The sequence below is a fragment of the Marinobacterium sp. YM272 genome (assembly GCF_050908845.1).
In the GTDB taxonomy this organism is placed as follows: Bacteria; Pseudomonadota; Gammaproteobacteria; order Pseudomonadales; family Balneatricaceae; genus Marinobacterium_D.
The window spans coordinates 133,229-153,459 of record NZ_CP194171.1 but is presented as its reverse complement, the minus strand read 5'-3'; the positions used below and the strand labels follow the sequence as shown (position 1 = coordinate 153,459).

General features: G+C 59.7%; 17 protein-coding genes. 9 read left to right on the top strand and 8 right to left on the bottom strand.

Annotation, left to right across the window (positions count from 1 at the left end):
- Positions 1-81: 81 nt before the first annotated feature.
- Positions 82-1,371, bottom strand: a complete 1,290-nt coding sequence (locus ACQUQP_RS00790; RefSeq protein WP_432696928.1) for an NAD(P)/FAD-dependent oxidoreductase — start codon at positions 1,369-1,371, stop codon at positions 82-84.
- A 337-nt stretch (positions 1,372-1,708) separates the two neighbouring features.
- Here ACQUQP_RS00790 and ACQUQP_RS00785 point away from each other — a divergent pair, with 337 nt between their 5' ends.
- Positions 1,709-2,338, top strand: coding sequence for a DUF2202 domain-containing protein (locus ACQUQP_RS00785; protein WP_432696927.1), 630 nt, complete (start codon positions 1,709-1,711; stop codon positions 2,336-2,338).
- A gap of 70 nt (positions 2,339-2,408) precedes the next feature.
- Here the strand turns inward: ACQUQP_RS00785 and ilvA are convergent, their stop codons facing one another.
- Positions 2,409-3,923 (bottom strand): threonine ammonia-lyase, biosynthetic, encoded by a 1,515-nt coding sequence (gene ilvA, locus ACQUQP_RS00780; RefSeq protein ID WP_432696926.1) that lies wholly within the window; start codon positions 3,921-3,923, stop codon positions 2,409-2,411.
- A gap of 215 nt (positions 3,924-4,138) precedes the next feature.
- Here ilvA and rpiA point away from each other — a divergent pair, with 215 nt between their 5' ends.
- Positions 4,139-4,816: a ribose-5-phosphate isomerase RpiA gene (rpiA, locus tag ACQUQP_RS00775; protein ID WP_432696925.1), complete on the top strand. Its 678-nt coding sequence runs from the start codon at positions 4,139-4,141 to the stop codon at positions 4,814-4,816.
- Between the two features lie 510 nt (positions 4,817-5,326).
- On the opposite strand, the gene ACQUQP_RS00770 is transcribed toward rpiA, so the two are convergent.
- Positions 5,327-5,449: a hypothetical protein gene (locus tag ACQUQP_RS00770; protein WP_432696924.1), complete on the bottom strand. Its 123-nt coding sequence runs from the start codon at positions 5,447-5,449 to the stop codon at positions 5,327-5,329.
- A 230-nt stretch (positions 5,450-5,679) separates the two neighbouring features.
- On the opposite strand from ACQUQP_RS00770, the gene ACQUQP_RS00765 reads away from it, so the two are divergent.
- On the top strand, positions 5,680-8,712 hold the full coding sequence (locus tag ACQUQP_RS00765) for a DUF748 domain-containing protein (protein ID WP_432696923.1): 3,033 nt from the start codon (positions 5,680-5,682) through the stop codon (positions 8,710-8,712).
- Positions 8,713-8,801: 89 nt separating this feature from the next.
- Here the strand turns inward: ACQUQP_RS00765 and ACQUQP_RS00760 are convergent, their stop codons facing one another.
- Together ACQUQP_RS00760 and ACQUQP_RS00755 are read right to left on the bottom strand one after the other, a co-directional pair.
- A complete protein-coding gene (locus tag ACQUQP_RS00760) occupies positions 8,802-11,285 on the bottom strand; it encodes an ABC transporter permease (RefSeq protein ID WP_432696922.1) in 2,484 nt (827 codons plus the stop codon).
- A gap of 2 nt (positions 11,286-11,287) precedes the next feature.
- Positions 11,288-11,977: an ABC transporter ATP-binding protein gene (locus tag ACQUQP_RS00755; RefSeq protein ID WP_432696921.1), complete on the bottom strand. Its 690-nt coding sequence runs from the start codon at positions 11,975-11,977 to the stop codon at positions 11,288-11,290.
- A gap of 136 nt (positions 11,978-12,113) precedes the next feature.
- On the opposite strand from ACQUQP_RS00755, the gene ACQUQP_RS00750 reads away from it, so the two are divergent.
- Positions 12,114-12,713, top strand: a complete 600-nt coding sequence (locus tag ACQUQP_RS00750) for an arylesterase (protein ID WP_432696920.1) — start codon at positions 12,114-12,116, stop codon at positions 12,711-12,713.
- A 69-nt stretch (positions 12,714-12,782) separates the two neighbouring features.
- Here ACQUQP_RS00750 and ACQUQP_RS00745 read toward each other — a convergent pair whose 3' ends face one another.
- A complete protein-coding gene (locus ACQUQP_RS00745) occupies positions 12,783-13,364 on the bottom strand; it encodes a superoxide dismutase (RefSeq protein WP_432696919.1) in 582 nt (193 codons plus the stop codon).
- 343 nt (positions 13,365-13,707) lie between these two features.
- Between ACQUQP_RS00745 and ACQUQP_RS00740 the strand changes: the two genes are divergently transcribed.
- Entirely contained in the window at positions 13,708-13,992 is a 285-nt protein-coding gene (locus tag ACQUQP_RS00740; RefSeq protein ID WP_432696918.1) for a hypothetical protein, read from the top strand.
- 3 nt (positions 13,993-13,995) lie between these two features.
- Here the strand turns inward: ACQUQP_RS00740 and nudE are convergent, their stop codons facing one another.
- Positions 13,996-14,553: an ADP compounds hydrolase NudE gene (gene nudE / locus ACQUQP_RS00735; protein ID WP_432696917.1), complete on the bottom strand. Its 558-nt coding sequence runs from the start codon at positions 14,551-14,553 to the stop codon at positions 13,996-13,998.
- 43 nt (positions 14,554-14,596) lie between these two features.
- Between nudE and yrfG the strand changes: the two genes are divergently transcribed.
- The 4 genes from yrfG (at position 14,597) to ACQUQP_RS00715 (ending at position 18,440) form a co-directional block, all read left to right on the top strand.
- On the top strand, positions 14,597-15,253 hold the full coding sequence (gene yrfG, locus ACQUQP_RS00730; RefSeq protein ID WP_432696916.1) for a GMP/IMP nucleotidase: 657 nt from the start codon (positions 14,597-14,599) through the stop codon (positions 15,251-15,253).
- Positions 15,250-15,654: a ribosome-associated heat shock protein Hsp15 gene (hslR, locus tag ACQUQP_RS00725; RefSeq protein WP_432696915.1), complete on the top strand. Its 405-nt coding sequence runs from the start codon at positions 15,250-15,252 to the stop codon at positions 15,652-15,654. The genes yrfG and hslR overlap by 4 nt, the downstream gene beginning before the upstream one ends.
- Before the next feature lie 178 nt (positions 15,655-15,832).
- Positions 15,833-16,708: an Hsp33 family molecular chaperone HslO gene (gene hslO, locus ACQUQP_RS00720; protein ID WP_432696914.1), complete on the top strand. Its 876-nt coding sequence runs from the start codon at positions 15,833-15,835 to the stop codon at positions 16,706-16,708.
- Between the two features lie 184 nt (positions 16,709-16,892).
- Complete coding sequence (locus ACQUQP_RS00715; protein ID WP_432696913.1) at positions 16,893-18,440, top strand: phosphoenolpyruvate carboxykinase; 1,548 nt, start codon at positions 16,893-16,895, stop codon at positions 18,438-18,440.
- A 136-nt stretch (positions 18,441-18,576) separates the two neighbouring features.
- Here ACQUQP_RS00715 and ppx read toward each other — a convergent pair whose 3' ends face one another.
- Positions 18,577-20,094, bottom strand: coding sequence for an exopolyphosphatase (ppx, locus tag ACQUQP_RS00710; RefSeq protein ID WP_432696912.1), 1,518 nt, complete (start codon positions 20,092-20,094; stop codon positions 18,577-18,579).
- Positions 20,095-20,231 lie beyond the last annotated feature (137 nt).

The following is a 20,231-nucleotide window of genomic DNA, read 5'->3' as shown; positions in this document are numbered from 1 at the left end:
TTGTTGCCTATTTTTATTCGAATTCGTCTCGCAGCAATACTCCGCCACCCCGAAGCCGGGGTGGATCAAGCATCAACCGCGTCAGATACCGAGTTTGTCCCGCAGGTTGTAGTAAGCCGCACCGATGGCGGTGTAGGGCACGCGCAGCATGCGCCCGCCGGGGAAAGGGTATTGCGGCAGGGAGGCAAAGATATCGTAGCGTTCCGCCTGGCCCTGGATCGCATCGGACAGCACCTTGCCCGCCAGGTGAGAGCAGGTCAGGCCGTGGCCGCTGTAGCCCTGGGCGTAGTAGATATTGGCGTGGGAACCGACCCGACCCAGCTGAGGCAGGCGCATCAGGGTGAGCAGGAAGTTACCGGTCCAGGCGTAGTCGACCTTGACGCCTTTCAGCTGCGGGAAGGTTTTCAGCATCTTCGGCAGAATCAGCGATTCGATCTTGCCCGGTTCCCGGGCGCCGTAGGTGACGCCGCCGCCATAGATAAGGCGGCCGTCGCCGGAGAGACGGAAGTAATCGAGCAGGTAATTGCAGTCCTCGACACACTGGTCCCGGGGCAGGAGTTCGCGCTGCTGCGCTTCAGTCAGTGGTGCCGTGGTGATCACCTGGGTGCCGCAGGGCATCGCCTTGGCCTGGAGCTTGGGGATCAGGTCGCCAAGATAGGCGTTGCCGGCAACGACGACGAAATTGGAGGTGACGCAGCCCTTCGGCGTGTGAACCCTGACCTTTTCGCCCTCTTCCACCCGCACCGCCGGGGAGCCTTCATAGATCACGCCGCCGAGGCTCTCCAGCGCCCGGGCCTCGCCCAGCACCAGGTTGAGCGGATGGAAATGGCCGCCGGATCTGTCCAGCAGCGCACCCTTGTAGCGGGTTGAGCCAATGTAGTTGCGGGTGTCGGATTCACTTAGCAGCTCAAGGTCCGGGTGGCCATGCTTTTCCCACAGCGCCTTTTTGCCTTTCAACTCCTCGAACTGCTTGCTGTTGCAGGCAGCGAAGATGCCGCCGTCCTTGAGATCACACTGGATGTTGTAGTCCTTGACCAGGCGCCGGATGATGCGTCCGCCCTCGAACGCCATGGCGCCCATCGCCTTGCCGGTGGCCTGGCCGTAGTTGCGCTCGATAAAGTCGATATCGCGGCTGTAGCTGTGGACAATTTGGCCGCCGTTGCGACCGGAAGCGCCAAAGCCGATGCGGGTCGCTTCAAGCACGATAACCTTGAATCCCTGCTCGGCCAGGTGAACCGCGGTGGAGAGTCCGGAAAAACCGGCGCCGATGATGCAGACATCGGCTTCTACCTGGGTCTCCAGGGCGGGGCGGATGCGTTTATCGTTCGCCGATGCCGCGTAGTAAGAAGTGGTGTGTGAAAGCTCAGACATGATCTGTTTCGTAATCCTGACCGCCGGACAGCTGTCCGGAGGGAGATGATCTTCACAATCGTCGCCGGACGATTGACCATGTTTAAACAATAGATTTGCTCCGGGTTAGGGCGATATACCCTTCAGGGGATATTTTTACGGCGGGTGGGTACCTGGAGGAGGCTCTGGGCGTGTTTCAGTGCCGGGGCTGCAGCCTTTTTGTGCCTATCCCCTTGATACTGAAAGGCCAGGTAGACAGGCGGTCAAAAAACGAACAAATGTTTGAACTTTATGCTGAGAGGGGCGACTAACTCTTCGATTTTTTAGATATCTCTAATATAAGTGGAGTGCATAATACATGTTGAAGTCCCGTTCCCTGAGTATCCCGGTTCTGTTGGTAACTACAGTGTTTGGCAGCCTGGCATACGCCGGCAAGAGCGATTCATCAACCTCAACGCTAAGCGATGAAGAGGTCAGTACTATTCAGTTTATGCGCGAGGAAGAGAAGCTGGCGCGTGATGTCTACCTTACCCTGGACCAATACTGGGGGGAGCAGACCCAGGTGTTTGCCAACATCGCCGAATCCGAGGAGGAGCACACCAGCAGCGTCGAGTACCTGATCGATAAATATGAGATCGAGGACCCGGTTCTGCACGACGAGATCGGCCTGTTCACCCACCCGGAGCTGCAGGAACTCTACGATAAGCTGGTGGCAACCGGGACGAACTCGCTGATCGATGGCCTCTATGTGGGTGGCCTGATCGAGGAGAAGGATATGGAGGATATCGTCGAGGCGATAGAGGGCACCGACGAGCGTCCGCTGGTACTGGTTTATTCCAATCTGCTGGATGGCTCGGAGAACCATCTGCGTGCCTTCGTGGAGGTGATTGAAAACCAGGACCTGACCTATGACGCCCAGCTGCTGAGTCAGGATGAGGTGGATTATATCCTCACCGCCGACAGCGATTCCGGCGGCAAAAAACGCTGATACAACGAAAAAGACCGGGGCAGTTGCCCCGGTCTTTTTGTTATGACAAGCGCCGGTCTGATTGGGTCAATCAGCCGAGGAACAGCTTGTAGGCGGTGTTTTCGGTCTCATCGAAATAGGTGTAGCCGATCTCTTCGAGGAACTGGCCGACCTGGGCGTGTTCCTCTTCCGGCACCTGCATGCCGACCAGTACTCGACCGTAGGCTGCACCGTGGTTGCGGTAGTGGAACATGGAGATGTTCCAGCGACCGCCCAGCTTGTTGAGGAACTTCATCAGCGCGCCCGGGCGTTCCGGGAACTCGAAGCGGTAAACCACTTCATTAGCCACGCTGGCCGGTGCGTGGCCGCCCACCATGTAGCGCACATGCAGCTTGGCGGTTTCATCGTCGGTCAGGTCGGTGACGTCCTCGATGTGCTCGCGCAGCTCGCTCAGCAGCTCTTCGCGACCGCCGTTATTGGGCAGGATCTGCACACCGGCAAAAACCATCGCCTGGCTGTCATCGGAGTAGCGGTAGTTGAACTCGGTGATGTTGCGCTTACCGAGTGCGGCACAGAATTTCTTGAAGCTGCCGGGGCGCTCCGGGATACGCGCCGCGATGATCGCTTCACGCTGTTCACCGAGCTCGGAGCGCTCGGCGATATGGCGCAGGCGGTCGAAGTTGACGTTGGCGCCGGAGTCGATGGCGATCAGCGTGCCGCCTTCGACCCCTTCGCGGGCAACATATTTCTTCAGCCCGGCCACGCCGAGTGCGCCTGCCGGTTCGCAGACGGAACGGGTATCGTCGAAGATATCCTTGATGGCGGCACAGATCTCGTCGGTGGTGACGGTGACCACTTCGTCGACGTAATCCTTGGCGATCTCCCAGGTGTACTCGCCGATCTGGGCCACGGCCACGCCGTCGGCGAAGATGCCCACCTGGTCCAGGGTGTCACGGAAGCCTTTCTCCATCGCCAGCGCCAGGCTGGCCGATTCGTTGGACTCCACACCGATCACCTTGGTTTCCGGGCGCAGGTATTTGACGTAGGAGGCGATACCGGCGATCAGGCCGCCGCCACCGACGGGTACGAAGATCGCATCGATCGGTCCGCTTTCCTGGCGCAGAATCTCCATGCCGATGGTGCCCTGGCCGGCGATCACATCCGGATCATCGTAGGGGTGGACGAATACCAGCCCCTTCTCCTCCATCAGGCGCTGGGCGTGGGCGCGTGCCTCATCGAAGGTGTCGCCGTGCAGCACCGCGCGGCCGCCAAGACGTTTGACGTTGGCCACCTTCACATCGGGAGTGGTCTTCGGCATGACGATGGTCGCCTTGATGCCGAGCCTGCGTGCCGACGCTGCCACGCCCTGGGCGTGGTTGCCGGCCGAGGCGGTAATGACACCCCGTGCTTTTTCCTCGTCACTCAGCTGCGACATCTTGTTGTAGGCGCCGCGAATCTTGAATGAGAACACCGGCTGCTCATCCTCACGCTTGAGGAGAACACGGTTGCCAAGGCGTTCGGACAGGCCGCGGGCTTCGTCCATCGGCGTTTCGCACGCGATGTCGTAAACCCGGGCTTCGAGGATCTTTTTGATATAACGCTGCATAGGGCACTTCTGGATTAATGGGGAAGCTATGAATAAGGCGATAGCGTCTCAGCGAGGCCTGACGTATTCAGATACAAGGCGAGCTCCCCAGGCGCATTGCACGCGAGACGAAAGGAGGAAATGGTATCGGCTCAAACCCTCAGCGTCTATAAGGGCAGCGGTGTGTTGCGTATAATCTAGCCACTCCCGCGATCTTAATCAGGACCCGAAAGGCGATGACCCAGGACGAAATGAAAAAAGCGGTGGCCGAGGCCGCCGTTGAACGTATCAAGCCGCTGCTGGAAAGTGACACCATTATCGGCGTTGGCACCGGTTCCACGGCGAATCTGTTTATCGATGCCCTGGCCGGCGTGAAAAACCGCTTTGCCGGTGCGGTGGCCAGCTCCGACGCCACCGCCGAGCGTCTGCGCGGTCACGGTATCGAAGTATTCGATCTCAACAGTGTCGATCAGCTGGCGGTCTACGTGGATGGTGCCGACGAGTTCGATCCGCACATGAACCTGATCAAGGGCGGCGGTGCGGCGCTGACCCGCGAAAAGATTGTTGCCGCCGTGGCAAAAGAGTTTGTCTGCATCGTCGACAGCAGCAAGAAAGTGGATCTGCTGGGCGAATTCCCGCTGCCGGTGGAGGTGATCCCGATGGCGCGCTCCTATGTGGCCCGTGAACTGGCCAAGCTCGGTGGTCTGCCGGTCTACCGCGAAGGCGTGGTGACCGACAACGGCAACGTGATCATCGACGTGCAGGATATGGAGATTCTCGATCCCAAGGCGCTGGAGCAGCAGATCAACAACATCGTTGGCGTCGTGACCAACGGTCTGTTCGCCCGTCGTGGTGCGGATGTGGTGTTGATGGGAACGCCGAACGGCGTCGAAGAGCTACACTACTCGCACTGATCCGTATGCATTGAGCTGCATGCTTTGAGCGGTTTGTCCTCGCTCTGGTGCAGTGATTCAGGGGAGGGGCGGTCTGACAGGCTGCCTTTTCCTCAGCAGCAGTGAAAGTGCGCTGCGAGTCAGATTCCCATCTGCTGAAAACCCTTCAGTTTCACCCCGACTATCCTGTCGTCTCTACCTCTTTATACCCGCCGCACTGATCTCGGTTTCAGGTCCAGCGTTAACTCCCGGCAAGCTTATCCGTTGAGAAAGCCGACACTTGATAACGTCTGATAATACGCAGGTGATTGAGCGTGCTTTCGGGAAGATGCCGCTTAACGGAGAAGGTGAGTCGTTCGGGGGGAGGGGGGCAGGCCCCGGCGCTTGCAGTACCTCTAAGGTGAGTCCCCGAGGCTTGCAAGGCTAGGGGCCGAGCGTTTGGCGAGTTTACCGATGCGCAGCTGTCTGGACAGGCTGGCCGGTCAGGCAAACCCTAACGCTTTGCCACTGAGCTTTTACGCTCTGAGCAGTTTACCACTGGACCACTTTGGTCAGTACGATGCTCACCGGCATGGTAATCCACAGCATTGCGGCTGTGTTGATCACCAGCCAGCCCCAGCCGGAAGAGTCGCGGAAGTTTTCATCATGCGCCATGACGTATTCACCCTTTTGAAAAACTTGAAAATTATGGTTTCTTAGATTTGTCGCCTATGGCGACTGCATAGAATCGGCGCGGATTTTACCAGAGCCCCCGGGTGCTTAGTAGCGGCCTCTTTGTCGTAGAACGTCAGTGGCATAAGCCGTACCGGCAGCTACATAGCCCTTAGCGCTTTCCGCTATGCTGTATGTCATCCTCGGGTTGAAGTACACAGGAGTAACACCCCATGAAATGGATCGCCTGGTTGGTGGGAATTGTCCTTACCCTAATGCTGACATTCCATGCACTGCCCTATGTGGTGCGTGATCAGGTCGTTATCTGGCTTCGCTCCCAGGGAGTGGAGGACGCCCGCTTCAAGGCGCTGACGGTTAACTGGCTCAGCGGTGAGGTGATCATCGAGGGGCTAAAGGCCCGGCGCGAGGGGCACTACCCGCTGGATATCGACCGCTTCCGTGCCGCCATCGATTACGGCGATCTGTTCGATAAAAGAATCCATCTGCTGCCGCTGGAGGTTGAGGGGGTTCGTTCCGGCTTTGTATATACCCTTGAAGAGCAGTGGCTTGGCCCGCTGAATCTGGCGGAGCTGGCGCCACCGGCCGATGAAACGGCAGAGCCCGAAGCGCCGCCGAGCGATGAACCATCCGGCTGGAGCGTCGGCCTGGATGCGTTGTCGCTGCAGAGCATCGACTGGCGCCTGCAGCTGTTCAAACAGGAGCACCATCTGGAGCTGGATCAGCTGCAGCTCGGCGGTCTGTTTTTCTGGCAGCCGCAGGAGCCAACGGCGCTGATACTGCATGGCCGCATCAACGGCGCCCCCTTCGATATTGACTCCAGCGCTCTGCCGTTGCCGGCAGACAAGCGTGCCGACCTTGCACTGAAGCTGGAAAAACTGCCGGTGCACCCATTGGTCGCACAGTTTGTGCCGCAGCTGGAGTCAGCCACTGTCAGCGCTGATCTGCGACTGGGCAGTGAACTGGCCGGCGACAGTTTGCATATCACGCCCAACGGCACGATCAGCCTTAGCAATCTTTCCTGGCAGGATGAGGCACTGAGTTTCACAACCCCGTCGCTGACCTTCGATGGCGGCGTGGATCTGACCCTGGCCGCTTTTGCCCCGGCGAATATCGCGGTCGGTGCCCGGATCAGTCTGGCCGAGGGCGCTGCCCTGACCCAGGGCGCTCAACAGGTGGATCTGGGGGGATTGAGCTGGGATGGCAAGGTGGACGTGGATCTGAGTCGCGAAGGCCCGATGAATCTGGGTGTTGCCGGCTCCCTGGATGCGCAGACGCTGGCGCTGACCCTGGCTGGTGAAGCGCCGCTGTCATTGGCCCTGGGTCAGCTGGGCTGGCAGGGAGACAGCGATATCCAGGTCGGCAGAGGCGAACAGCTGGCGGTCAATGTTCAGGGCGAGAACCGTCTGCAGGTTGCGGACCTGGCACTGCAGCAGGGCGATGCGCTGTCGCTTGGACTCGGTTCCGCCGACTGGCAGGGCGATACCAGGGTGCAGGTCAGTGGCGGCGAAGCCGTTCAGGTGGATCTGCAGGGACAGAACAAGCTGCAACTGGCTGCGCTGAAACTGGAGCAGGGCAGCGCACTGTCGCTGTCGCTGAGCAAGGCTGATCTGTCCACAGCTCTGACCTCGAAGGCGCTGAACGACTGGTCCCTGGCAGGCACAAACCTGAACCTGAACGGCGTGGCTTTGCAGCAGGGCGGGGCCATGCAGGTGGCGCTGGAGAGCCTGTCGACCACCGCCGACGCGAGTTATTCCATCGACAGCGGCAACCTTTCCCTCAGTGCGCCCACACTCTCCCTCGGCGCTGCAAACGTACAGGCGGGTGGCAAGCCGCTGGCCTCGCTGAACGCGGTACAGCTGAATGCGCTCAAGGTTGCGCTGCCGTTGCAGGTGGCGCTGGCGTCGGGACGGGTTTCCAGTCTCAGTCTTGCCAGTACCGAGTCCGGTGAACCGCTGGCCTCCCTGGCCGCACTGACGCTGGATAGCCTGGATCTCGGCGCAAACAGTGCAGTGATCAACTCGATCACCGCGTCCGATCTCAATGCCAGCGTTACGCTGGACGAACAGATGCAGCCTGTGGATATCCAGGCGCTGCAAACCCAGCTGGCTGCCCTTTCCGGCGGAGAATCGACAGCCGCTGCTGAACAGCCTGCCGCGGCGGCCAGTCAAAGCGATCCGTTCCGGGTCAGGATTAACCGCATCGCCGTGGATGGTGACAGTCACATCAAATTCACCGACAGGTCCGTGGAGCCCGACTTCAAGTCCGATCTGGCGATCAGTCAGGCATCGCTCGACAAGCTGGATACCCAGGGTAACGAGCAGAGCGATTTCAGCCTCAGCGGTGTGTTCAACCGTTTCGCCAAGCTGGAAGTAAATGGCGCGATCAGTCTGCTGGGTTCGCCGCGCAGTGGCCACTGGACGGTCAGCCTCGACGATGTGCAGATGCCGGCGGTGAGCCCTTATAGCATCAAGTACACCGGTTACTATCTGAAAAGTGGGCAGTTAAACCTGTCGATGGAAGGGACGCTGGACGCCGACAACCTCGACGGTAAAAACCATATCCGGATCAACCGTCTGGAGGTGGATCCGGCGGATCAGGAGCAGATCGGCAAGTTTGAGGAGACACTCAGCCTGCCATTGGGAACAGCCATTGCCGTGCTCCAGGACGACGATGAAAACATCGATCTGGATGTGCCGATCAGCGGCTCCCTGGACGATCCCTCATTCGATTACCAGAGCATCATCAACCGTGTGATCGGCAAAGGCGTCAAGGAGGGTGTCATGAGTTATCTGATCCAGGCACTGCAGCCCTACGGCGCGCTGATTACGCTGGCGGAAACCGCCATCGATGCCAGCAAGACCGGCGCCTTTATCAATCTGGAACCGGTGATCTTCCCGGCGGGAGAAGCCGAGCTGCCCACGGGGGCGGCAGGTGATTACCTGGATCAGCTGGCGGGACTGATGAGCGAGCGCGAGGGGCTGCGCCTCAACCTGTGCGGTGTGACGGTACAGGATGACCGCCAGACGGTTGGCGAGGCACTTAACAAGGAAAACGGCATGCGTACCACGCCGCTGGAGGGCGAGGAGCTGGCAGCGGAGTTGAGCGAACGTCTGCGGCAGCTGGCCCAGGCGCGTTCGGAAACGCTGAAGGAGAAGCTGCAGCAGGGCGTGGCGGCCGACCGCCTGTTCCTCTGTTATCCACAGATCGATCAGGAGGGCGAACCGCGCGCAGACCTGTCGCTTTGAGGCACCTCGCGCAGGTCAGCACGCAGTTCTCACCCCGGTGCCGGTTTCAGTCGGCACGGGGGGTATGCCCTTCGGCTGCGTGCCTTCTACTAGCTTTGCGACCTCAGCAACCGGTAGCACTGATCCAGCCTTAACGGGCGGCGGATCAGGAAGCCGGTGGCGACAAAGAACAGCGAGGCCAGTGCTGGCAGCGTTACCCAGAGCCAGGGGTGCAGCTTCGGATCCACGTGCAGGAGCTCAAGATGCAGGCCAGCCAGTGTCACCTCGGCCGCAATACCTGCCAGCACACCGCACACCAGACCCAGCAGCAGAAACTCCAGCAGATCAAGCCGCCTTGTCTGCTCGCCGCTGGCGCCCAGTGTCTGCATCAGGGCTGATTCGAAACGGCGCTGTTCCAGTGCCTGGAGCAGGGTCACCGCCATCAGGATCAGTCCACAGAGCAGCGTCAGACCGAGGATCATTGCCGAGCTGTCCCCCAGGCGCTTCAGCCAGACACCCAGTTGAGCCAGCAACTGGTCGATATCGACAAGTGTCAGCGACGGAAAATCACGCAGCATCTGTGTGGCCAGCTGCTTGCGCTCGCCATCCAGGCGGAAGCTGGTGATCCAGGTGCCGGGGTAGTCCTCCAGCGCACCGGGACTGAAGATGACGTAGAAGTTGGGCCGGAACGAGGTCCACTCCACGCCGCGGATACTGGTGATCTGCGCCGACACCTGCTGGCCGCCGATATCGAAGCCGAGACTGTCACCGAGCGTAAGTCCCAGGTCTTCCATCATGTCCTGCTCGACCGAGATCTGTGGTGTATCCGGTGTACTCTCCCACCACTGGCCGGCCAGCAGCTCGTTGTGTTCAGGTTTATCGCGGGTCCAGCTCAGGTTCAGCTCCCGTCTCAGGGTGTTGTCCTGCAGCTGCTCTTCAGTCAACTGGGGACGTATAGGCTTGCCGTTGAGCTCATTTAGACGGCCGCGGATCATCGGGTACAGCTCGCTGTCGATGCCGTTATCCTGCAGGAAACCATCCAGGTCCGGTTTCTGCCAGGGCTGGATATTGATCACGAAGTAGTTCGGCGTGTCGGTGGGAAACTTGGCGCGCCACTCCGCGAGCAGATCGGCACGGCTGACCCAGACCACCGCCAGCAGCGTCAGCAGCAGTACGATGACCGCCGACTGCAGCCGGTGCCACTTGCGCTGCTGGCGCAGTCGCAGCCGCAGCAGGCGGCCAAGCAGCAGCTTTGTGGCCATCGGCTCAGCCAGTCTCTCCAGCAGGAACTGGGCGATATAGCCGAACATCAGCCCCCCAATCACCAGCAGGCCCAGCAGAATCAGTGCCGCCAACGGTGCCTGGAGGAACAGCAGCAGCGTGATTGCCAGCAGGACCAGACAGCTGGCCTGCAGCATGCGGGCGCGCCGGTCCTGGGGTGGGGTGTCGCCCCGCAGCAGGTGCGCTACCGGGATTCTCGCCAGAGAGAGCACCGGCGGCAGGCCCAGCAGTATCAGCATGACCAGCCCCAGCGCTGCGCCACTGAACCAGGTGTAGAACGCGGGATCCGGCAATCGCTGGGGCAGCAGGTTGACCAGCCAGGACTGCACCAGACCGTCGACCAGCGCGGCGATAACTGTGCCCAGCAGTGTCAGCGCTACCCAGGCGAACAACAACTGGTAAAGATAGACACGCACCAGCTGCGCTGGGTTGAGACCGAGATTCAACAGCAGGGCGCTGCGGGTGAACTGTTTCTGGCTGAAACGCCGAAGGCTCAGCAGTATCGTCAGGGCCGAGAGCAGCAGGGCGGTCAGGGCTGACAGCTTCAGGTAGGCCAGGGCGTTACCCAGTGCATTACCGGTCAGTGGCTGGTCGGTGCGCAGGGCCAGCAGCCGTTCGTAATCCGCCAGAGTTGGCCGCAGCTGTGCGTCCAGGGTGGCAATCTGCTCTTTGCTGCCGGACATCAGTATACGGAAGTTGGCGCGACTGCCTGGTGCGAGGACGCCGGTGGCTTCCAGGTCGGCATGGTTGATGATGATATGGGGACTGAAGCTGCGAAAGCCGGTGCCGCGATCCGGGGAGCTGATCAGCTCGGCGCTGACGCTGAAGTCGCTGTAGCCCAGCTGCAGAGTATCGCCGAGCTTGAGACCAAGCTGGTCCATTACCCGCGCCTCTATCCAGACGTTGCCGGGTGTGGGCAGGTCGCTGGAGTGAGCCGGCTCGGTGATGATCTCACCGCGCAGCGGGTAGGGGGCATCGGCAGCACGTACCGATACCAGCATTGGCGGAGTGTCGCCGGCAGCGGGGTTGGACACCATGCTGGGAAACTGAACCACCTGGGTGCTGGTGACTTCGCTGGCGGTGATCTCCTGCAGCCGTGCCTCGGAGAGCGGACGGCCGCTGCTCAGCACCAGGTCGGCGCCAAGCAGGTTGGCGCTTTCGCGCAGCAGACCGCGCTCGAGACGGTCGCCCAGCAGCGTCAGTAGCGTTGTCAGGGTGATGGCGATCAGCGTGGCGAGCAGCAACGCCCGCCATTCGGTCGTGCGTAACTGGGTACGCAGCTGGCGCAGGGCCAGGCGGGGGAGCAGGCTCATGATCACTCCTCCGTCAGCTGGCCGTTATGCAGGCGCAAACGCCGCTGGCAACGGGCCGCCAGTTCCGGGTCGTGGGTAATCAGAATCAGCGTGGTGCCCTCCTGCTGGTTCAGGCTGAACAGCTGCTCGATGATATGGCTGCCGGTGTCTTCATCCAGGTTGCCGGTGGGCTCGTCGGCAAACAGCAGGGCCGGTCGGGTGGCGAAGGCACGGGCGATGGCGACGCGCTGCTGCTCGCCGCCGGAGAGCTGGGACGGGTAATGGTCGGTACGTTCACCAAGGCCGACCTCGGTGAGCCAGTGCCGGGCATCCTGCTCCGGGTTGGCGGCGCCGCGAATTTCCAGCGGCAGGCGCACATTATCCAGTGCGGTCAGCTCCGGCAGCAGATGAAAGGACTGGAATATAAAACTGATCTTGCTGGCGCGCAGTTCCGCACGCTGGCGGTCATCAAGCGTTTCGATCGCCTGACCGGCAATGCTGACGCTGCCGCTACTCGGTGTGTCGAGGCCCGCCAGCAGACTTAGCAGCGTTGACTTGCCGGCGCCGGAGCGGCCGACCACAGCCAGGCTCTCGCCAACCGGTACGCTCAGGTCCAGGTCACTGAACAGCGCCACACGCCCCGCCTCGGTATCGAAATGTTTGCTGATCGCCCGTGCTTCGATCATCGACGGGCTCGCGTTAGACTGGTCCATATCTCTCCTTGGCTGCCTTTCAACCTTTGTTTACGGCAAATGAGCCTGAATGGTTTTGATGCTGGTTATTGGAACGTCGGTCGGGAAGAAGGTTCTAACCGTATCGGTCTTGAGACTATTCGGAGGAGTTCCAACGATGCGAACAGTGGTGTTTTTGTTGCTGATCATAACAAGTCCAGCGAGCTTTGCCTCGATGCTGGTGCTTGGAGACAGCCTCTCGGCGGGCTATGGCATCGAACAGGACAGGGGGTGGGTCAACCTGATGCGGGAGCGGCTGAAAAACAGCGGCTATACACTGGAAGTGGTCAACGCCAGTGTCAGCGGCGAGACCACCAGTGGCGGCCTTTCGCGCCTGCCGGGGCTGCTGGAAACGCATCAGCCTTCGCTGGTGCTGATCGAGCTGGGCGCCAATGACGGTCTGCGCGGTACACCGCTGGAGATCGTGCGCGCTAATCTGCAGCAGCTGGTGGAGTTGTCCCAGTCCGCCGGGGCGAAAGTATTGATGATCGGCAACCGGCTGCCGCCCAACTACGGTCCGCAGTACACCCAGGCGTTTTTCGGCCTGTTCGAGGAGGTGGCGCAGCAGAAACAGACCGCGCTGGTGCCTTTTCTGCTCGATGGTGTCGCCAGCGACTGGGATCTGATGCAAGACGACGGCTACCATCCCAGGGCCGAGGCGCAGCCGAAAATACTGGATACGGTGTGGAGTAATCTGGAGCCGTTGCTGGCACCCTGAGCAGCGTTTCCCTAGCCGTCAGACACAAAAAAAGCGCCCTCGGGCGCTTTTTTCGGTACAACGTGGAGATTAAGCGAAGTTTTCGTTCGCGAAGTCCCAGTTGACCAGTGCCCAGAAACCTTTCAGGTAGTCCGGACGCACGTTGCGGTAGTCGATGTAGTAAGCGTGTTCCCACAGGTCAACGGTGATCAGCGCTTTCTGGCCGTTGGTCATCGGAGTGCCGGCGTTGCTGGTGTTAACGATTTCCAGGGAACCGTCTGCATTCTTGACCAGCCAGGTCCAGCAGGAAGCGAAGTTGTTCACAGCCTTGTCGTTGAACTCTTCCTGGAACTTCTCGAAAGAACCCCACTTGGCGTTGATCGCGTCAGCGATAGCGCCGGTCGGTGCACCGCCACCGTTCGGAGACAGGGAGTTCCAGTAGAAAGTGTGGTTCCAGATCTGAGCAGCGTTGTTGAAAACGGGACCAGCCGGAGCGGAGGTGATGATCTCTTCCAGAGACTTGCCTTCGAACTCGGAACCCGGAACCAGACCGTTCAGCTTGGTTACGTAGGTGTTGTGGTGCTTGCCGTGGTGGAACTCCAGGGTCTCAGCAGAGATGTGCGGTTCCAGAGCATCCTTTGCGTAGGGCAGTGCTGGCAGTTCAAAGCTCATATTGTTTCACCTTAATTGTTTGACAGGTTTTCGAAAGTCACTTTGCCGATTCCGGCTCTGCATCGGTGCAGTGCGCGAATCGCAGGGGTTACTTCCACGCATAAAACTGGGTTTTCCCTTCGGGTCACCCCCGGCGGTTTTTCGATAATACCACCCTTGTGGGTCAGTATCATGGCACAGTCTGTAGTGGTATTTGGGCAGCTATACCGAAGTTCAGAGCGATTCAGGGTGCCATGAATCTGCTCATGGCTGCCTGCGTCTCTGCGACTAATAGATAGCTGGAACTGCGCCGTTCTCTCCCTAAAATGGGGATCCTGATAATAATTACAAGGCGTTTTGACAGATGGGTAAGGTGTTTTTGTGGATGGCGGCGGTGCTGCTTGCGATCTATCTGGTGAAATCACAGTTTCTGACTTCGAAGACCTGGACACCGTTTCGCGATGGCTGCCTGGCGTCGGGCAATGCGACGGAAGAGCAGTGCAACTGCCTGTCGAACTATGTCCATGAACGTTTCAGTGACCAGGAGGTGCAGCGCATCATGGACAACCGGAGCACCGACCCTGTGTTCTCCGAGAAGGTCAATAACACCGTCGTTGCCGGCACCCTGGCCTGCCGCAACCCGGAGTAGGACCTAGTCTTTCTGCGGATTCTGCTGCAGGTACTGGCGCGCCAGGAACAGGCCCGCAATGGCGCGGCCTTCGGAAAAGTCATCCCGGGTGATCAACTGCTCGATCTCAGCGAACGGCCAGGTGACCCGCTCCAGTGGCTCAGGTTCGTCGCCGGGCAGTTCGCTGGGGTAGAGGTCCTGTGCCAGGATGACATTGATACTGTGCCCCATGTAGTTTGGCGCCGAGCTCAGGTTTTTCAGCGGCACCAGCTTGCGGGCAGCGAATCCCACCTCCTCCTGCAGTTCCCTGTTGGCGGCCTCCAGCGCGGTTTCGCCCGGGTCGATCAGCCCCTTGGGCAGGGTCAGGATATAGTCATGCAGACCGGCGGCGTATTCGCGGATCAGCTGGACGTTGTTGTCCCTGTCCAGGGCGACCACCATCACGGCGCCATGTCCCCGGGTGGCGAGGCGTTCGAAGCAGCGCTCTTCACCGTTGCTGAATCGCAGGTCCACCGCTTCGACGTGGAACAGGCGGCTATCGGCGACCGGCGTCACCTTCAAAATCTCGGGCTTTCGCGGCATACTCTCTGGTCCTTTTTTCCATCCATGCGAGTGTTCCCTGATTATGCTGGATTGGCAAGCCGTTGATACCGTGATGCTCGATATGGACGGCACTCTCCTCGATCTGCACTTTGACTCCCATTTCTGGCTCGAATTCCTGCCCCGGCGTTATGCCGAAATTCATGGCCTGGATCCGCAGCAGTGTCGGGAGCCGCTGATCGAGCGGATCATGTCCGAGCGTGGTTCGCTGAACTGGTACTGCCTGGATTACTGGAGCGAACAGCTGCAGGTTCCGATTGCCGAACTCAAACGAGAGGTTGCGGACCGTATCGGCTACCGTCCTGGTGTCGAGGCGTTTCTCGAGCGTCTGCGCAACAGCGGCCGTCGCAGCCTGATCGTCACCAATGCTCACCGCGACAGCCTCAGCCTGAAGATCGAGCGCACCGCTATCGATCAGCAGGTCGATCTGGTGATCTGCTCCCACGACTTCGGCCTGCCCAAGGAAGATATCCGCTTCTGGTCTAAGCTTCAGGAGGTGGAACCGTTCAATCCGGAGCGTACGCTGTTTGTCGATGACAGCCTGCCGGTGCTGGAGTCCGCGCGTCGTTTCGGTATTAAACATCTGCTGTGTGTCACCACGCCGGACAGCCGGATGCCGGCCCGTGTGATTGATGGATTTGATGCCACAGACGATTTTTCCGAGGTAATGCCACCCCTATGAGCAAGCAGTCTCATAATGACGATTCACATCCGAACCGGGTTCGACTGGATAAGTGGCTATGGGCCGCACGCTTCTACAAGACCCGGGCTATCGCCAAGGCGATGATTGAAGGCGGCAAGGTGCACTACGACGGTCACCGTGCCAAGTGCAGCAAAATGGTCGAGGTCGGTGCGCTGCTGCAGATTCGCCAGGGCAACGAGGAGAAGACGGTGGAGGTGATCGCCCTGTCCGATCAGCGCCGCGGTGCTCCGGAAGCGCAGAAGCTCTATCGCGAAACCGAAGAGAGTATCCGCGCCCGGGAAGAGTTCATGCAGCAGCGCAAGCAGATGGGCAGCGGTCCGGATCATCGTCCCAACAAGAAAAGCCGCCGCGAACTGCTGCGGGTCAAGGGGCGCTTTTAAACGCCTGCCGGTTTCAGCCGCAATGGTCCCCGCTGCAGAGCGGAAAAAACCGCTGCCGGGGTGATCATTGAATACTCAATCGGCTAAAATCTGCCGTTCTTTTTAAATGCCCCGGTAGTCGGCCCCCCATAGAGTCAAAGTGGGTAGCGGGCCGAGGGTTTATTACTGCAGGTGATAAGTGAGTAACAGCGACCAGATTCAACGTATCCTTTTTGATCAGATCGATGTCCGTGGCGTCGTCGCCCGGGTTGAAGGCAGCTATCAGGAGGTGCTGTCACGGGCGGATTATCCGCTGGCTATCCAGCGGGTGCTCGGTGAAATGCTCGCGGCGGTCAGCCTGCTCAGCTCCAACCTGAAGTTTGAAGGGCGTCTGATGCTGCAGGCCGCGGGCGAAGGGGCGGTGCGGGTATTGATGGCCGAGTGCCGCAATCATACCGAGCTGCGCGCGATCGCTCGTTACGATGGCGATATTGCCGATGATGTGGCGTTCAATGAACTGCTGGTTAATGGCCGCCTGGCACTGACCATCGAGCCGGACAACGGCTCTCGCTACCAGGGTGTGGTGCCGCTGGAAAAACCCACACTGGCCGGTTGTCTGCAGGATTACTTCCGTCAGTCGGAACAGCTCTCCACCAGTATTCAGCTGGTTGCCGATGGTCAGCGTGCCGCCGGCCTGCTGCTTCAGGTTCTCCCGGCTTCTGACAGTGGTGATGCGGACTGGCAGCATATCAATACCCTGGCCGCGACGCTCAAGGACAGCGAACTGCTGGACCTCGACAACGAAACCATGCTGTATCGCTTATTTCACGAGGAGAAATGCCGTCTTTACGAACCGCAGCCGCTGCGTTTTCATTGTGACTGCAGCCGTAGTCGCAGTGCAGAAGCGCTGAAGATGATGACCGAGGAGGAGCTGCTGCAGCTGGCCCAGGAGCACGGCGGTGTTGTCGAGGCGGGCTGCCACTTCTGCAACGAGGTTTATCGTTTCGACGAAACCGATATCCGGGCGCTGTTTCACGAAGTCGGGCAGCTGGACGATTCCGATCACATGCACTGAATGTTCTGCTTGGCGGCTAAGGCTGCCAACATAGGAAATATTCTGGGTTATCGTCGATTTGAACTTATGCGATAATCGCATGTTATATGAATAACGATGCGGGTATAAAAACCGCACGCCAATAACAATTACTCTTTCTTTATTGCTTTCAGGTAAATTGGCGCGGAGCCAAGGGAATCAGGTAATGACCAAAGAAAACGTTACTAATGTACACGTGAATCCCAGCCCGGCGGAGTTGGTCGAGCTGGCGATTGCACGTAACGAAGGTGTTCTGGCGGACACCGGCGCACTCGTCGTCACAACCGGTAAACGTACCGGCCGTTCGCCGATGGATCGCTTCATTGTCGAAGAGCCCAGCACGGCTGACTCCATCGATTGGGGCAACATCAACCGTCCGTTCGATACCGATAAGTTTGACGCCCTCTGGGATCGCGTTGAAGCCTATCTGGCCGATCAGGAACACGTCGTATCTCACGTGCACGTTGGCGCCGATTCGAACCACTATCTGCCGGTCAAAATGTCTACTCAGACCGCCTGGCAGAACCTCTTTGGTCTGAACCTGTTTATCCGCCCGCACGAGTACAACCCGAAAGGCAAGGAAGAGTGGCAGATCATCAACGCTGCCGGCTTCGAGTGTGTACCCGAGCGTGATGGCACCAACTCCGATGGCTGCGTTATCCTGAACTTTGCCAAGCGCAAGGTGCTGATCGCCGGTATGCGTTACGCCGGTGAGATGAAGAAAGCGATGTTCTCCGTGCAGAACTTCCTGCTGCCGGAAAAAGACGTGCTGCCGATGCACTGCTCCGCCAACATCGGCGAAGACGGTTCCACCACCCTTTTCTTCGGTCTCTCCGGTACCGGCAAGACCACCCTGTCTGCAGATCCGACCCGTTACCTGATCGGCGACGACGAGCATGGCTGGGGCAAGGGCGTTGTGTTCAACCTGGAAGGTGGCTGCTACGCCAAGACCATCAACCTGAGCAAGAAGAACGAACCGATCATCTGGGACGCGATCCGTTTCGGTGCCATCGTCGAGAACGTGCACCTGGATGAGAAGCGTCATGCGGATTACAACGATACGCACCTGACCGAAAACGGTCGTTGTGCCTACCCGCTGGACCACGTTGAGAAGCGTTCCGCTACCAATATGGGCGGCGAGCCTGATTCCATCGTCTTCCTGACCTGCGACCTGACCGGTGTTCTGCCGCCGGTATCCGTGCTGACCAAGGAAGCGGCTGCGTACCACTTTCTGTCCGGTTACACCGCGCTGGTCGGTTCCACCGAAATGGGTTCCGGTGGCGGTATCAAATCCACCTTCTCCACCTGCTTCGGCGCGCCGTTCTTCGCACGTCCGGCACACGTATACGCCGACCTGCTGATGAAGCGTATCGAAGAGTTCGGTTCCCGCGTATTCCTGGTCAACACCGGCTGGACCGGTGGTGCCTACGGTACCGGCGAGCGTTTCAGCATTCCGACCACCCGTGCGATTATCAGCGCGATCCAGGATGGCAAGCTGAACGACTGTGAAACCCAGCACCTGCCGGGCATCAACCTGTCCGTACCGACCTCCGTACCGGGTGTCGACAGCAAACTGCTGAACCCGCGTGATACCTGGGCTGATCCGGCCGCCTATGACGCGGAAGCGGCTGAACTGATCGCCAAGTTCACTGGTAACTTCAAGAAGTTTGACGGTGTCTCTGAAGCGATCAAGAGCGCCGGCCCGCAGGACTGATAAGTCCGCAGGTCTGACACTGAAAACGCCCCGTCTGTGACGGGGCGTTTTTGTTTGTGGTGCTTATTGTTCAGGCCGGTCAGAGCTGCTCTGACAGGAGGCAGGGTCTGAAGCCTCCCTCTGACGCTCAGGGCTGTCAGTCGATACTGAGTTCGAAACCGATGGCACGCAGATATTCCGCTTCGCTGTCCAGGTCCGCGCGGGTCAGCGGATGGTTTTCGAGCCAGCCCCTGGGGAAACAGAGCCGGATCGACTTCTCTTTCGCTTTTAACCTGAGCGCCGGCAGCTTGGCGGTGCTGCGGCTTCTATGCATCAGCACCGACAGGCGCAGAATCAGGCAGAGGAAACGATAGCTCTGGCGTTTGTCGTCCGGCAGCAGCTTGTACTCCTCCTTCGGAAATTTGCGACGATGACCGCGGGCGAGAAACGCCAGCAACTGCTGTTCGGTGTTGGTGAAGCCTGGAAGGTCGGAGTGCTGCAGCAGGTAGGCGCTGTGCTTGTGAAACTGGGTGTGGGCGATGGTCAGGCCGATCTCGTGGGTTCGGGCCGCCCAGGCCAGCATGTTGCGGTATTCCTCGCCCTGCAGTGACCAGGTATCGGCGGCCTGGTCGAGCAGGAACAGCGCGGTGGTTTCAACCCGTCGGGTGTAGCCTGCGTCCACACGGTAGCGCTTTTTCAGCGCGGTGATGGTACGTTCGCGCACATCCTCGTGGCGTAGCCGGCCGGCCATGTCGTAGAGCAGGCCTTCGCGCAGCGCGCCGTCGGAGTACTCCATCGACTTGATGCCGAGGACCTCGAAGGCGGCGATCAGAATGGCGGTGCCCGATGGCAGAACCGCCCGCCGCGCCGGTTTGATCCCCTCTATATCGATGCTTTCTGCCTGGCCGAAGCCGATCAGCTGGTCACGAACCGCCTTGAGGCCATCCAGGGTGATCTCCTCGCCGAAACCGAGGGTCTTGCAGGCCAGCCGCAGCGCCTTGGCGGTGCCGGATGAGCCGATGGTGCTGCTCCAGCGCAGGCGGCGGTAATCGCGGCGGATCGCCAGCAGTTCACGGGCAGCGGCTGTGCGCGCTCTGTCCATCGCCTCCCGGGTGATGGTGCCGTCGCTGAAGAAACGCTGGGTGTAGCTGACGCAGCCCATATGCAGGCTTTCCAGCCGCAGTGGTTCGAAGCGGGAGCCGATGATGAACTCGGTGCTGCCGCCGCCGATATCGACCACCAGACGGCGATCGCTGTCATCGGAGAGGGTGTGGGCAACCCCGAGGTAGATCAGGCGCGCTTCCTCGCGTCCGGCGATTACCTGGATAGGAACGTCGAGTACTTCAACCGCCCGGGCGATAAACTGGCTGCGGTTTTTCGCCTCGCGCAGGGCGTTGGTACCCACGATACGGATGGCGCTGCGGGGCAGCTCCGATACCCGCTGAGCGAACCGGCTCAGGCAATCCAGACCGCGCTGCTGTGCTTCTTCACTTAAAATGCTCTGCTCATCCAGGCCTGCAGCCAGCTGCACCTTTTCTGACATCACGTCGATCGGCTTGAGTTCGCCGTCGCTGAGCCGGGCAACCACCATATGAAAGCTATTGGAGCCGAGATCGATAGCGGCAAGCAGCGACCCCTGTGTATCGTTAGCAGTGGTTAAATCCTGATCTGGCATCCTTTGGAGCTCTCCGCGTCAACTGGTAGGGGCTACCTGAGTACTGTTTCGGATTGGTGAATAGCGAAGATTAACAGATGTCGATTCTGCGGTGCAGGCTCAAACCCGCAGGAAATGCGGGTTTAATACGCTGTTCA